We start from the raw sequence: 13,584 nt of genomic DNA on the forward strand, positions 1-13,584 counted from the left end.
CTTAGAAGCCCGTTCGGTTTCCATCATCAGTCCCCAGCAAGGAAATCCCATGACTTCAACAACTCTCCTCGCCGCCTCCAAGCGCACCAGACGTTCCTTGGCATGGCTCTGGCCCATCGGCGGGCTCGCGTTGCTGATCGCAACGCTGGGCCAGCTCATCGGCCCGATGGTCATTCCCGTCGGGTTCGCCGCGATCACCATCCTCCCGATGGTGTGGGGCATCCTGGCAGGCGGGATCGTTTCCTCGCAGAAGTTCCGACCCCTTCCCCGGACCTTCCAGTCCGCAGCCGGCGCACTGATGGGTATTTCCGTCCTGATCCTTGTGGGCAGCCTGGCGTTCACCATGGGCCCCAACCTCCCCCTGCTCTTCCGCGCCGGCCCGGCCCTGTTGCTCCAGGAAGTCGGGCACCTGCTCGGCACCCTGATCCTCGCCCTCCCGATGGCCGTCATGCTCAAGATGGGTCCGGCCACCATCGGCGCTACCTTCTCGATCGACCGCGAAGGCTCCTTCGCCATGGTCAGTGAGCGCTACGGCACCGACTCCCACCCGTACCGCGGCGTCCTGTCCATGTACGTCTTCGGCACCATCTTCGGTGCGGTCTTCATCTCCCTGCTGGCCTCCGTCACCGCTTCCCTGGGTATCTTCGACCCCCTGGCCTTGGCCATGGGCGCCGGCGTCGGCTCCGGCTCCATGATGGCGGCCGGCGCGGCGAGCGTGGCCGCCCAGTTCCCCGAGCTGAAGGACCAGATCGTTGCCGTCGCCGGCACCTCCAACGTCATCACCAGCCTCCTGGGCGTCTACGTTGGCATCTGGATCGCACTGCCCCTCGCGGACAAGATCTACCACGCGTTGATCCGCCGCTTCCCGCACCTCGGTTCCGCCGCAGATGCCGCGGGCACCGCCGCCGCCGCGGGCGCCGCCGCTCCCGCGGGCGCCGCCGCTCCCGCGGCCGCCGCCGCTCCCGCGGACATGGCCGCCGTCGAGTCGGCCGCCGTCGAATCCGCCTCCGCGGAAGGCGAGAACCGCGGCCCTGTGCGGGTTCCGCTTTACATCGCCATGCCCGTCCTGACCGTAATCGGCGTCTTCATTGCCTCGATCGCCGCAGGCGGCTTCTCATGGAACATCGTGGGCGGCTACCTCATCATCGACGCGCTGCTGCTGGCCGGCTTGGGCCTGTCCAGGCTGTGCCGCGGCAAAGTGCCCAGCATGGTCTTCATCATCACCCTCGGTGCCCTGGCCTCCAGCCCGGTCTCGCCGATCGCCAAGCCCCTCATCACCATGGTCGGCAGCGTCAACTTCCTGTCCATCTGCACCGTGGTGCTCACCGTTGCAGGCCTGAGCCTCGGCAAGGACATCCCGCTGCTGCGCCGGATCGGCTGGCGGATCGTGCCGGTGGGCCTGGTCGCCATTGCCTCCTCGTACCTCTTCTCCGTGGTCATCGCCCAGTTCACGCTCGGCCTCGGCCACCACTGACGCAGCCCGCTGCACCGACAACCCGCCGAACCCGCCACACCCGAAAGGCCACCATGCCCAGCCAAGCTACCGCCGTCGACGTCGAAACCCTCAAGAAGGGGGCCTCCGTCACCATCGCCTCCTGGGAAGACCGCCTGCGCGAAGTCAGCCGGATCATCCACGACAACCCGGAACTTGCCTTCGAGGAACGGCTCGCCGCTGAAACGCTGGCGTCAGTCGCGGAGGAGGCCGGCTTCGCCGTCGAGCGCGGCGCTTATGGCATGGAGACCTGCTTCGAAGCGGTGCGCGGCAGTGGGGACTTCACCGTGGTGATCTGTGCCGAGTACGACGCCCTGCCGGAGATCGGGCACGCCTGCGGCCACAACATCATTGCGACGGCGGGCCTCGGCGCCGCGCTCGCGCTCGGCGAAGTTGCGGACGAACTCGGCCTGCGGGTGGTGCTGCTCGGCACGCCGGCCGAGGAGCACGGGGGCGGCAAGGCGCTGCTGCTCGAAGCCGGCGCCTGGGAGCAGGCCACGGTGTCCATGATGGTGCACGGCGCCACCGGCGAGGACCTCAGCTGCGCCATCACCCGCACGCAGGCGGTTGACCGCTTCGCCGTCACCTTCAACGGCCGTGCGGCCCATGCCGCAGCCGCCCCGGATAAGGCCATCAACGCCGGCGACGCCGCCACGATCTCCCTCGTGGCCATCGGCCTGCTCCGCCAGCAGCTCGCCGACGGCATCCGCCTGAACGCCTTCGTGGAGCGCGGCGGCGAAGTCACCAACATCATCCCGGCCCGCACGGTGGTCAGCGCCGAGGTCCGCGCGCATGACCTGGCGACCCTCGAGGACGTCAAGGAGCGCATGCTGAACTGCTTCGCCGGCGGTGCCCGGGCCAGCGGCTGCACCTGGGAGGTCGCCCCCACCGAACCGCGCTACGAGAACCTGGTCCAGAACACCCTGCTCGCCGAAGCCTGGGATCGGAACCTGACCGCCATGGGCCGTACCGTGGTGCAGACCAGCCGGCTCGGCGGTGGTTCCACGGATATGGGCAACGTGTCCCACGCCGTGCCGTCCATCCACCCGATGATCTCGGTGCTGGGTGCCAGCGGTGTTCCGCACACCGCCGAGTTCGCCGCCGACGCCGGATCACCCGCGGGCGAGCAGGCCGCCCTTGACGGCGCGCTCGGCATGGCCTGGACCACCATCGACGCCGTCACCAACCCGGATACCCGCGAGGCGCTGCTGGCGCTGCAGGCCGCGCGCCGCCCGGGCGCCACCCGCAGCCCGGCCCTCGGCTAGGGGCTAATAGCAACAGGCGGCAGGCCGCCGTCGGGAACCGGCGCCGACGGCGGCCTGCCGCGTTGGGTATGGGTGCTTGGCAATCGGGGTGCCGCGAATTCGCTGGAGGGCTGCGGGGACGCTGGAACGTTTCGGCGACCCCGCAGGCTTCCCGCGATCCCGGTGCATCGAGCCCTCGATGGCCAGCCCTGGCCCCGGCGACCGGCGTCGCCCCGCTAGGCTTTTCCCCATGGATACCGTCCTCTGGTCCAAGCCCGAAAACGAGCGTGCGGGAACGCCCCTGCTGGTGATGATGCACGGCTACGGCACGGACGAGCAGCGCATGGCCAAGCTCTTCCCGGAGCTGCCGGAGGAATTCACCTGCGCCGCGCCCCGCGCTCCCATGGTGATCGGCGACGACTACGGCTGGTTCCTGCTGGACTACTTCCTGGCCAACGACTTCGCCGACGTCATCACGGCCGCCAATAAAGTGTTCGCATGGATCGATTCGGTCAAGGGCAAGCACAGCAGCGTGAGCCTGCTGGGGTACTCCCAAGGCATGGCCATGGCCAGCACCCTGCTGCGGCTCCGGCCACACGGCTTCAAGGCAACGGTGGGCCTGTCCGGCTTCGTCCTGGACAACGAACTGCTGGCCATGAGTGAATCCTTCGACACCCGGCCGCCGTTCTTTTGGGGCCGGGACAAAGCGGACCCCGTGATCAACGAGGACGCCGTGGAATACACCGCCGGTTGGCTGGAGCAAAACACCGCCCTCACCGCCCGCACCTACCCCGGGATGGGCCACCGGATCGAGGCCATGGAACTGGCCGATGTGGGCACCTTCCTGCGCCACTATGTCCTCCGCTGAAGTGCGGCCCGCGTAACACTGGCGACGCGTTCGTGCAGCCCTTGATAGGCAAAATTGTAAACGCTTACAATTTCTCGATGCGGTGAGTCGCCGTACCGTTCAACAAGCATGGAAAGGGTTGAGGCCGTGTTGCATGGTTAGTGCCCAGCGCGCCACCATCCAGGACGTTGCTGTCCTCTCAGGATTGTCCATTTGCACCGTTTCCCGGGCCCTGCGCAATTTGCCCAATGTGTCCGAAAAGGCCCACCGCAAGGTTGCCGAAGCCGCAGAGAAGCTTGGCTACCGCGCATCCTCCGCCGCCGCACGGCTGGCCGGCGGAAGCACAGGCTCCATCGCCATCATCGCTCCCACAGCCACGGCCTGGTTTTTCGCCCAGGCAGTGGAATCGGCCGAGGAAGTCTTCGCCGACGGCGGTCACGACACCGTCCTGGTCAGCCTCCGCAATAACGCCGAGGTCAGGAGCCGGGTGTTCGCTGACCTTGCCGCCCTGCGCCAGCGCGTGGACGGGGTCCTGCTGCTGAACGTGGACCTCGACGCCGAGGAAATCGACGCCCTGGCAGGATCCGGACTGGCAGTCGCCAGCGTTGGAATGAGCGGGGTCCCCTGGGATAACGTGGGGATCGACGACGAACACGCCGCCTGGGCGGCCACCTCCCACCTGCTGGAGCTGGGCCACTGGGACCTGGCAGTGCTTTCCGGCCGGGAACTGGGCGGGCATTCCGTACGCACCAGCAACAACCGCCTGGATGGTTTCAGCCGTGCCCTGGCCGAACATGACCTCACCGTCCACCCGGACCTTGTGGTCAATGCCGGCTCCTCGATCGAGGGCGGGCGGAGTGCCATGACCGAGCTCATCGCGCACCGCGGCTTGCCCAGCGCGCTCTTCGCCGACTGCGACGAGATCGCCTTCGGAGCCCTGATGGCCTTGCGCGAGCACGGCCTGGGCGCCCCAAAGGACGTGTCCGTGATCGGGATCGACGACCACCCCATGAGCTGGTTCCTCGGTCTGAGCACGGTGGCTCAGCCCGTTGCGGACCAGGGCGCCTTCGCGGCGAACCTGCTCTGCGAACGCCTGCTGAATCCGGAGCAGGACCACCAGCCCACCAGCCATTTCCTCGACACCAAACTCATCGAACGCAAGACCACGCGCCGCAAACGCCGAACGGACAAGAACCATGACTGAATCCCACGCTGCCCTGAGCTCCACCTGGACGGGTGCCTCGGCCCTGCTGTTCGACCTCGACGGCGTGCTGACGCCCACCGCGGTGGTGCACGAACAGGCCTGGCAGGAACTGTTCGACGGCTACCTCGCCGAGGCCGGCCACGCCGAGGGCTACCAGGAGAGCGACTACTTCGACTTCATCGACGGCAAACCGCGCTTCAACGGCGTCCGGGATTTCCTCGCCTCCCGAGGGATCACCCTGCCCGAAGGCCCCACGGACGACGCCCCGGACAGCCCCACCGTGCAGGGCCTTGGCAACCGCAAGAACCTGATCTTCAATGAAATTGTGTCCACCCGCGGGGTGGAGCCGTACGCCGGCTCCGTCCGTTTCATCCACGCCGCGCTGGAGCGCGGACTCAAGCTCGCCGTCGTCTCCTCCTCCCGGAACGCGCCGGCGGTACTCAAGGCCGCCGGACTGGACGGCTACTTCCCGGTGGTGGTCGACGGAGAGGTGGCGGCCGCCGTCGGGCTTCCCGGCAAACCTGACCCGGCGACCTTCGACTACGCGGCCCGCCTGCTGGACGTTCCGGCGGACGAATGCATCGTTGTGGAGGATGCGGTTTCCGGCGTGCAGGCCGGCAGCGCCGGCAACTTCCGGGCGGTGATCGGGGTGGACCGCGGTGCGGGCCGCCAGACCCTGCTCAACGCCGGGGCCACCTTCGTGGTGGATGACCTCGACGACCTTCTCTGAACCTCCCCAAGCTCTGAACCCCAGGCCCTCCCCAAGTTCTGAGCCCCCCAAGTTCCGAACCTCCCCCCAACCCCTCCGTTCGAAAAGGCACCTCCCCATGGCACTGATCAGTTCCGACCGGCTGCGCTTCCCCTGTGAACCCTGGAAGCTCGTGGAATCCATCCATGTCCCCGGCGACGCCGGGACCCTTGAAACCCTTTTCAGCCTCGGCAACGGCCACCTCGGAATCCGCGGCGGCCACTGGGCCCCCGCTGACGGCGATCTCCCCGGCACGTTCATCAACGGTTTCCACGAAATCTGGGACATCAAGCACGCCGAGAACGCCTACGGCTTCGCCCGCACCGGGCAGCGGATCGTGTACGTTCCGGACGCCAACAACTTCAGCGTGATGGTCGACGGCGAGCAGCTCTCCCTCGGGGAGTCCAACGTGCGCGACTACCGGCGCACCCTGGACTTCGCCACCGGCGTGTACGAATGCGCCGTCACTTGGGAATGCCGCTCCGGCGCTGTTGTCACCACCGTTGAGCGGCGGGTGGTGGGCTTCGATTCCCGCGGCTGCCTCGGCATCGAATTCAGCCTGAGCGCGGACCGCCCCACCTCCGTGGACATCACCTCCGCCGTCCTCAACCGGCAGGACCAGCCTGTGGAGGACCACTCGGCCCACGACCCGCGGCGCTCCGGCCGCCACGCCGGCCGGGTGCTGCGTCCGCTGCACCTGCAGGGCTCCGACGGTTCGCTCCGCCTTGCCTGGGAGACCGCGGAATCCCGGCAGCGCATCGGCCTGGCAGTGGACCACTGGATCTCCCTCGACGGCCAGCCCTTCGACACGGTAGTGGGGGAGGACGAATCGACTGTCCGTTACGTCCTGGCAGTGAACGACGGCGAGACCTTCCGTCTTGAGAAGAGCGTCAGCTATGTGGTGAACGCGGTCGATGAAACGGTTGAGGAGCCGGGCGAAGCGCTTGCCGCGGAGGCCGAGCTGCGCCTGGCCACCTTCGGCGCCTTGCTGGCTGAAAGCGCGGCGCACTACCGCGACTACTGGGCCACGGCGGACATCGTGATCGGCGGTCAGGCCGAGATGCAGCAGGCCGTGCGCTGGAACCTCTTCCAGCTGGCCCAGGCCACGGCGCGGGCCGGAGTTGCGGGCATCCCGGCGAAGGGCGTGAGCGGTTCGGGCTACGAGGGGCATTACTTCTGGGACCAGGAGATCTACCTGCTGCCGTATCTGAGCTACACCAACCCGGCCGCGGCCCGGCAGGTCCTGGAATCACGCCACGCCATGCTGCCCGACGCCCGGGTCCGGGCCAAGGAGCTCAGCGTGGACGGCGCGCTGTTCCCGTGGCGCACCATCAACGGCCTGGAAGCCAGCGCCTATTACGCCGCCGGCACCGCCCAGTTCCACATCGCCGCGGCCATCGCCTTCGCGGCCAACCGCTACCAATGGGCCAGCGGAGACACCGCTTTCGCCAACGAGATCGGTGCCGAACTGCTGATCGAAACCGCCCGGATGTGGGCGTCCCTGGGCTTCTTCGGCAAGGACGGAATGTTCCACATCCACGGCGTCACCGGCCCGGACGAGTACACGGCAGTGGTCAACGACAACCTCTACACCAACGTCATGGCCCGCTTTAACCTGCGGGCCGCGGCGGAGCTGGAGCACCCGGACGTGCCGCAGAGCGAGCGGATCATCTGGCGGCAGGCGGCCGAGCGGATGTCCCTGCCCTACGACCCGCACATGGAGGTCCACTCCCAGGACAACGACTTCATGACGCTGGAGCCCTGGGACTGGAACACCCCGCGGTCCAAGTACCCGCTGCTGCTGAACTTCCACCCGCTGGTGATCTACCGTCACCAGGTGCTCAAGCAGGCGGATACCGTGCTGGCGATGTTCCTGCAGTGGCAGGACTTCAGCGCGGAGGAGAAGCAGCGCGCCTTCGACTTCTACGACCCCATCACCACCGGCGACTCCACGCTGTCCGCCTGCGTCCAGGGGATCATCGCCGCCGAGGTGGGATACTCCGACGTCGCGTTGAAACACTTCACCGAGGCGCTGTTCATCGACCTGGACAACACCCACGCCAACACCGTGGACGGCGTGCACATCGCATCCACGGGCGGCATCTGGAGTTCGCTGGTGTGCGGTTTTGCCGGCATGCGGGACCAGGGCGAGGTGCTGCACTTCGACCCCCGCCTGCCGGAGGAGTGGGACAGCCTGTCCTTCCGCCTGCGGCTCCGCGGGCAGGTGCTGGACGTGGAACTGCGGCCCGGCAGCATCGCCCTTTCGGCCCGTGCGGACCACCTTGGACGTTCCGAAGGCGGACTGTCCGGCGGCGGCACCGGACTGGAGGTGAGCGTCCGCGGCCAGCGCGTCGTCGTCGGGCCCGAAACGGTCACGCTGCCGCTCGAGGCGGTTCACGCCCCGGTTCCGTCCGTCTTCCCGAGCCTGTTCCCGACCGCCGGCGTGCCGGTGGTCGGAACGCTGGAAGGCTAGAGACCGCAAGGCGCCGGTGCAGCTGGATCCCAGCTGCACCGGCGCCTTTGGTTTCAAGTGTTCCTCCGGTCGACCGCCCCTATTTGGTGATCGGCTTGGCGCCCGAGAGGCTGATGGTTTGTCCGGCGGCGAGTTCTCCGTCCGGGACGCTTGTGAATTCGTACCAGGTGCGGGGGCCGGCAGTCTTCGGACGGTTCGCGGCGCTCAGCTCGGCCGGCTCCAAGTTGAAGCGGAACGCAACCTGGCGTTCGGTGTCTCCCGCCGCCGTCGTGTACGTCAGCGGCACGCCGTCAGCGTTCCGGCTGAAGGTGCCCCTTGCGCCGTCGACCGTTGCCTCGCCCGGCATGAGGGTCACCTTGGTGCCGGCTGGAAGTGGGGATCCCACGCTCAGTCCGGGGTTGTACTCGAGCAACTGGGCGGTAGTGCGCCGGAACTTGTAGCCGAGGCTGTCCAAGGAGTCCCCGTCGACGGTGGTGTAGTAAATCGCGTGGCCGAAGGAATTGCTGGTGGCCTGGCCCTTGCCCGACCTCGGATCCACCGGCTTCTTCTGCAACGCGATGGTCCTGCCCGGGTGCAGGAAGTACACATTGCCCTGCTCGTGGACGTAGGGCACCTTGTTTGCCTCGGCCAGCTGGTCTTCCGTGATGCCGAAACGGTAGGCGATCCCGTCGAGGGTATCCAAGTCCGCCACCACGTAGCTCAACGGGATCCCGTTGGCATCCGTTGCGGCGGCGCCGCGCGCACCAGCGACGGGGCCCGACGGCGGAATCAAGCGGAGTTTCGTTCCTTGCCTGACCGGTGCTCCCGCAGGGAGCTTGTTGAAGCCGGCGAGTTTGGTCTCTGAAAGCTCGAATGCCGCCGCGACCTTGGCGAGGGTGTCGCCGGCCGCCGTGGTGTAGAAGTCCACGTTGCCGAAGGAATCGAGCACTTTCAGCCCAGCCAGGTTATCGGCCGTGGTCTGTTCTGCCGGGTCGGATTTCACCCCGGTGACAACAGGACTTGCGGTCGGCCCCGCGGCTGGCGTTTCCGTTCCCGTACAGTCCACTAACCCGGTTGCGAGTCCAGCCACGAGAACTGCGGCGAGAACAACGGCTCCCGCCCGGTTTCCGGCGTTGCTAAAACTGTGCGTCAAAATATCCCCCAATACATCACCGCGAATTCAGTTCCGCGGGGCGCCCATTGAGCATAAGGGATTCAGCCCGTCAGGGAGCGCCGGTCTCAGCATCTGTCGGACAATTCCGGACGCTCTGGGCGCGAAATAGCGGCCGGCACCGGCGGCCGGCACCGGCAAACGGAACAGGCAAATGGGAAGGCATCGCCCCCGGGAGCAGCTCAGTGTCCGCGGACGCCGTCCGCGTCTGCGCTCCCGTCAGCCTCGACCTCACCGGCCAAAGCCTCCTCACCGGCCAAAGTCTCCTCGCCGGCCAAAGCCTCCTCACCAGCCGCAGCCTCCTCGGCAGGCGCAGCCCCGGCCGTAGGCTCAGCTGTCGGCTCAGCGTCCAGCGGGTGCTCGATTTCGTCCCTCAGCATGTGCGCCGCGAAGAGGGCCACCACGGACATCAGCGGACACACCACGCCGGCGGCCAGGAAGATCAGCCAGATCGGCACCACCTGCGCAGCGGGCCCGGAGAGCGCCATGGACACCGGCATCAACGCCAGCGACACGAAGAAATCCAGGCTCGAGATCCGCCCCAGCAGATGCGGCGGGACCCGGCGCTGCAGCAACGTGCCCCAGATGACCATGCCCACGCTGCCGGTGGCGCCGAAGATGAACAGCGCCGCGGCCAGCACCCAGAAGTTGTCCATGATCCCGACGGCGGCCAGGGGCAGGCTGCCGAGCCCCCAGGAAGCGAGCATCACCGTGAGGTAGCGCCGGGGCAGCTTGAACGAGGCCGTGGCCAGCGAGGCAATCGCACCGCCGACGCCCATCACCGCCAGCAGGAAGCCGAACATCCGCGAATCGCCATGGAGCTGGTCGCGGACCACGAAGGGCATCAGCACCTCGATCGGGCCGATGATGAAAAGCACGGACAGGCAGGCCCAGATCAGGGTCCATAGCAGCCAGGGCGTGCGGATCGTGTAGCTGACGCCCTCGCGCAGGTCGTGCAGGAATGAGCGGACGGCGCCGCCGGAACCGCGCGGGGAACCGGAGCCCCTGGAGCCACCGCCCGCAGCCCCGTTCGCCGGCGCATCCAGGGTGTGCCGGCCCAGGAGGTTGAGCACGATGAACGCCGTCAGGTGGCACAGGGACACCCCGGTCACCGCCCACGGCGGCGAGAGCGAGGCCACCAGCACACCGGCCACCGCGGGCCCCGCGGCCTGCTGCAGGATCGGCCGCATGGTGCCCTCCATGCCGTTGGCTGCGAGCAGGTCCTCGGCGGGAAGGATCCGCGGAAGGATCGCCGAGTACGCCGGGAAGAAGAACGCCGCGCCCACGCCCAGGACGAAGGCGCCGGCGGTGAGGTGCCAGAGCTGCAGCAGCCCGGTCATCGAGAGCAGGCTGACGGTGCCGATCACTGCCAGGTTGGCGCCCTCGACGGCGATGATGAGCAGCCGCTGCGGCACCCTGTCCGCCGCGATCCCGCCCGCCAGCACGAACGCCACCAGGCCGACTGCCGCCGCCGTCGCCACCAGGGACAGCTCCACCGGCCCGCCGCCGAGCTGGATCACCTGGTACACCATGGCAACCGCCCACATGCCGGAACCGAAGATCGAAATGGCCAGGGCGGTGATCAGCACGCGGTATTCACGGTGCGCAAAGGGCCGGAGGGCTCGCGGGGCAGCCATCAGCCCAGCCTACCGCCGGAACTTCGCCGTTTCGATGGGGGCACGGTGCAGGCGGGATCAGTGCCGACGCGGGGACTTCAGCCCGGTTTCCAGCTTGCTGCGGACCTCGCGCTTCACGCGTGAGGCGAGTTCGCCGTCGTGCGCTTCCAGGAAGGTGCGCACCGCGCCCGGGTCCCACGGCACCAGGGAGCGCAGCGCCCAGCTGAGCGCTTTCACCACGGTGTCGTCCCGGTCATGCATGAGGAGGACGACGACGGCGAGGGTGCGGTCGCGGTCGCCAGTTCCCCAGCGGGAGCGGGTGTTGAGGACGGTGGTGGACACGAGCGCCAGCCGTCGCCACCAGCGGTTGCCGTTCCTGGCCCAGCCTGCGACGTCGGCATCGCTGACCAGTCCCTCGCGCCAGGCCGGGCCGCTGAGAATGGTGCCGAAGGCATCGGCCTGGCCCCAGGACGCGATCTCCGAACCGAGTTCCTGCAAGCTGGCCGCAGTCAGCGAGTGGAAGGCGGCGTCGTGCGCATTGATCAGTTCCCAGCCCAGCCAGTCAAAGCCGGCTGCCCGGAGGCCGTCCGCGAGTTCGAAGACGACGGCGGCGTCCGCCGTCGCGATCTGGGCGGAAAACCTGCGCCGCAGGGCACGGAGGCTGGCGGCATCAGCCTTGTGCAGGGCGTGTACTTCGTCGAGTACACGCTCCAACAGTTGCCCCGGTTTGGCGTCCCCCGGAGATCCCGCAAGCAGGCGTGGAGCCACGCTTAAAGTTTAGGATCGCCGGGGATTTTGGGCTATTGGCCGGCGGGCTCGTCTTCGTCCGGACCCTCGGCGGGATCCTGGCTGTGCAGCCCGGTGTCGTGCGAAACCCAACCTTCGGTTTCGCCCTCGGCGGGCGCGTCGCTGTGGTGCCTGACGTCGTTCAGATTGCTGTTCTTCTTCATTCCGGATACTTCCTGTCCTGGCTCGGACCGGTCCTTGCGAACGCTCCCAGTCTACGCCGGGGGGTTGTCGCATGGGCCCACGCCGCCCGGGTTCCCTGGCCGAAGCGAAGCGAGGATAGGGAGGCGGTGGGGACTAGCGCCTCGCTTGCTCCCCAACCTCGCAAGCTCGGTCGGGGACCCCTGCAAGCTAGGCTTGGGGAGTTGGACCCGAACTCTTTCCAAGGCGGAGGTGAGCATGGCAAAGCGCCCCAACCCGGCGGTGAAGATTGCCCAGGAGACCGTCCACAAGGCGGTGTTCGACGAACACGGCAACGCCAAGCCCGGAGTCCACAGCGTGCTCCTGCGCGCGGTGGATGTGCAGCGGCCGCTGGTCCTTGCCAACCTCCGGCGCCTGCGTCGCCGCCACCCGCACGCCACGGCCGTTCAGCTGGCCGCCAAGCTGGAGCGGGACTACCTGCTCGCGGTCACCGGCGGGGGAGCCGCCGTGGGAGCCACCGCCGTCGTGCCCGGACTGGGAACGGCAGCCTCGCTGGGACTGTCCGGGCTGGCAACCGTCGGTTTCCTGGAGGCGACCGCCCTGTACGCGGCGTCGCTTGCCGAACTGCACGGCATCCACCTGACCGACCCGGACCGCGCCCGAACCATGGTCATGGCGATCATGCTCGGCGAGGAAGGAACGGCCTTGCTCGGCGCACTCAGCGGACAAAGCCGCGGCCGCGGCAAGGGCGTCACTCAAGCCTGGGGAAAGACGCTCAGCAGGAAGCTACCTGGCGGCGGTTTCGGCGTGGTCCGGGACGCCATCCAGCGGGCCTTCCTCCGGAACCTCCTGAAGCGCCAAGGCACTGCCTTCCTCGGCCGGGCACTGCCCTTTGGTGTCGGAGCCGTGGTGGGCGGCGGCGGGAACCTGATGATGGGCCGGGCCGTGGTGGCCTCGGCCAAGCACGCCTTCGGGCCGCTGGCGGACACCATTCCCGGCGAGCTGCTGGCCGACGCACCGGACTCGTACACGAACAACAACACACTCCCGGAGGGTGGAAACCATGGATCTTAACGCTGACCTGGGGGAGGGCCTCGGCTCCTGGACCATCGGGGACGACGCCGCAATGTTCCGGCTCGTCAGCAGCGCCAATGTGGCTTGCGGCTTCCACGCCGGGGACCCCATCACCATGTTGGACAGCTGCCGGGCCGCCTCCGAACTGGACGTCCGGGTGGGCGCGCACATCGGCTACCGGGACCTGCACGGCTTCGGCCGGCGCAGCATGGACATGTCCTTCGATGAGCTCTACGGCGACGTGCTTTACCAGCTGGGCGCGCTCGACGGGATCGCGCACGCGGTCGGCGCCTCTGTGGACTACGTGAAACCGCACGGGGCGCTGTACAACCGGATCGTGCACGACACGGACCAGGCCGAAGCGGTCGTCGCCGCCATCCAGGCCTACGACCCCGGACTGCCCGTGCTCGGCCTGCCGGGCTCGGCGTTCCTGAGGCTCGCCGGCGAGGTGGGCCACCCCGTGTTCCATGAAGCCTTCGTGGACCGCGGCTACCTGCCGGATGGCACCCTGGTGCCGCGCTCCCAGGAAGGCGCCGTGGTGCACGACGCCGGCAAGGTGGTCGAGCGGGCCGTGCGACTTGCGAGCGACGGGGAGCTGGAGGCCGTGGACGGTTCCGTGATCCGCGTCCGGGCCGAGTCCCTGTGCATCCATGGCGACACTCCCGGCGCGGTGGAACTGGCGGCCGCGGTCCGGAAGGGCCTGGAAGACGCCGGTGTGGAGATCGCGCCGTTCGCCTGATCCCCACTCTTCCCTTGGCGCCCAGCGCCGAGCATGTCCGTTCGCTGAGCATGCCTGTTGACGGGATAGC

11 protein-coding genes and 1 pseudogene are annotated in these 13,584 nt (G+C 68.1%); 8 read left to right on the forward strand and 4 right to left on the reverse strand.

Annotated elements, in window-relative coordinates; all coding sequences use genetic code 11:
- Positions 1-49: 49 nt before the first annotated feature.
- The 6 genes from ACN9M4_RS01635 to ACN9M4_RS01660 all read left to right on the forward strand — a co-directional run bounded on the left by ACN9M4_RS01635 (position 50) and on the right by ACN9M4_RS01660 (position 8,008).
- On the forward strand, positions 50-1,474 hold the full coding sequence (locus ACN9M4_RS01635; RefSeq protein ID WP_426301742.1) for a DUF3100 domain-containing protein: 1,425 nt from the start codon (positions 50-52) through the stop codon (positions 1,472-1,474).
- A gap of 53 nt (positions 1,475-1,527) precedes the next feature.
- Positions 1,528-2,757 (forward strand): amidohydrolase, encoded by a 1,230-nt coding sequence (locus tag ACN9M4_RS01640; protein WP_426301744.1) that lies wholly within the window; start codon positions 1,528-1,530, stop codon positions 2,755-2,757.
- A gap of 229 nt (positions 2,758-2,986) precedes the next feature.
- Entirely contained in the window at positions 2,987-3,604 is a 618-nt protein-coding gene (locus ACN9M4_RS01645) for an alpha/beta hydrolase (protein WP_426301746.1), read from the forward strand.
- 133 nt (positions 3,605-3,737) lie between these two features.
- On the forward strand, positions 3,738-4,787 hold the full coding sequence (locus ACN9M4_RS01650) for a LacI family DNA-binding transcriptional regulator (protein WP_426301748.1): 1,050 nt from the start codon (positions 3,738-3,740) through the stop codon (positions 4,785-4,787).
- Positions 4,780-5,517: an HAD family hydrolase gene (locus tag ACN9M4_RS01655; RefSeq protein ID WP_426301750.1), complete on the forward strand. Its 738-nt coding sequence runs from the start codon at positions 4,780-4,782 to the stop codon at positions 5,515-5,517. The genes ACN9M4_RS01650 and ACN9M4_RS01655 overlap by 8 nt, the downstream gene beginning before the upstream one ends.
- A gap of 97 nt (positions 5,518-5,614) precedes the next feature.
- Positions 5,615-8,008 carry a glycoside hydrolase family 65 protein gene (locus ACN9M4_RS01660; RefSeq protein WP_426301752.1) on the forward strand — a complete coding sequence of 798 codons (2,394 nt, stop codon included), beginning with the start codon at positions 5,615-5,617 and terminating at the stop codon, positions 8,006-8,008.
- Between the two features lie 79 nt (positions 8,009-8,087).
- Here ACN9M4_RS01660 and ACN9M4_RS01665 read toward each other — a convergent pair whose 3' ends face one another.
- The 4 genes and pseudogenes from ACN9M4_RS01665 to ACN9M4_RS01680 all read right to left on the reverse strand — a co-directional run bounded on the left by ACN9M4_RS01665 (position 8,088) and on the right by ACN9M4_RS01680 (position 11,724).
- Positions 8,088-8,990, reverse strand: coding sequence for a LysM peptidoglycan-binding domain-containing protein (locus ACN9M4_RS01665; protein WP_426301754.1), 903 nt, complete (start codon positions 8,988-8,990; stop codon positions 8,088-8,090).
- A 518-nt stretch (positions 8,991-9,508) separates the two neighbouring features.
- A pseudogene (locus tag ACN9M4_RS01670) lies at positions 9,509-10,795 on the reverse strand (MFS transporter); the annotation flags it as partial.
- A 57-nt stretch (positions 10,796-10,852) separates the two neighbouring features.
- Positions 10,853-11,542, reverse strand: a complete 690-nt coding sequence (locus ACN9M4_RS01675) for a DNA alkylation repair protein (protein ID WP_426301756.1) — start codon at positions 11,540-11,542, stop codon at positions 10,853-10,855.
- A gap of 32 nt (positions 11,543-11,574) precedes the next feature.
- Positions 11,575-11,724 (reverse strand): hypothetical protein, encoded by a 150-nt coding sequence (locus tag ACN9M4_RS01680; protein ID WP_426301758.1) that lies wholly within the window; start codon positions 11,722-11,724, stop codon positions 11,575-11,577.
- A 235-nt stretch (positions 11,725-11,959) separates the two neighbouring features.
- Between ACN9M4_RS01680 and ACN9M4_RS01685 the strand changes: the two genes are divergently transcribed.
- Entirely contained in the window at positions 11,960-12,775 is an 816-nt protein-coding gene (locus tag ACN9M4_RS01685; protein WP_426301760.1) for a hypothetical protein, read from the forward strand.
- Positions 12,765-13,514, forward strand: coding sequence for a LamB/YcsF family protein (locus ACN9M4_RS01690; protein ID WP_426301763.1), 750 nt, complete (start codon positions 12,765-12,767; stop codon positions 13,512-13,514). Before ACN9M4_RS01685 ends, ACN9M4_RS01690 begins: the two co-directional genes overlap by 11 nt.
- Positions 13,515-13,584 lie beyond the last annotated feature (70 nt).

Source organism: Arthrobacter sp. R-11 (genome assembly GCF_049913155.1).
Lineage (GTDB): Bacteria > Actinomycetota > Actinomycetes > Actinomycetales > Micrococcaceae > Arthrobacter.

Bases quoted from the DNA above. Each gene is read 5' to 3' on its own strand.
- ACN9M4_RS01660 (WP_426301752.1), top strand. From the start codon at position 5,615: ATGGCACTGATCAGTTCCGACCGGCTGCGCTTCCCCTGTGAACCCTGG.
- ACN9M4_RS01635 (WP_426301742.1), top strand. From the start codon at position 50: ATGACTTCAACAACTCTCCTCGCCGCCTCCAAGCGCACCAGACGTTCC.
- ACN9M4_RS01650 (WP_426301748.1), top strand. From the start codon at position 3,738: ATGGTTAGTGCCCAGCGCGCCACCATCCAGGACGTTGCTGTCCTCTCA.
- ACN9M4_RS01655 (WP_426301750.1), top strand. From the start codon at position 4,780: ATGACTGAATCCCACGCTGCCCTGAGCTCCACCTGGACGGGTGCCTCG.
- ACN9M4_RS01690 (WP_426301763.1), top strand. From the start codon at position 12,765: ATGGATCTTAACGCTGACCTGGGGGAGGGCCTCGGCTCCTGGACCATC.
- ACN9M4_RS01685 (WP_426301760.1), top strand. From the start codon at position 11,960: ATGGCAAAGCGCCCCAACCCGGCGGTGAAGATTGCCCAGGAGACCGTC.
- ACN9M4_RS01645 (WP_426301746.1), top strand. From the start codon at position 2,987: ATGGATACCGTCCTCTGGTCCAAGCCCGAAAACGAGCGTGCGGGAACG.
- ACN9M4_RS01640 (WP_426301744.1), top strand. From the start codon at position 1,528: ATGCCCAGCCAAGCTACCGCCGTCGACGTCGAAACCCTCAAGAAGGGG.
- ACN9M4_RS01680 (WP_426301758.1), bottom strand. From the start codon at position 11,724: ATGAAGAAGAACAGCAATCTGAACGACGTCAGGCACCACAGCGACGCG.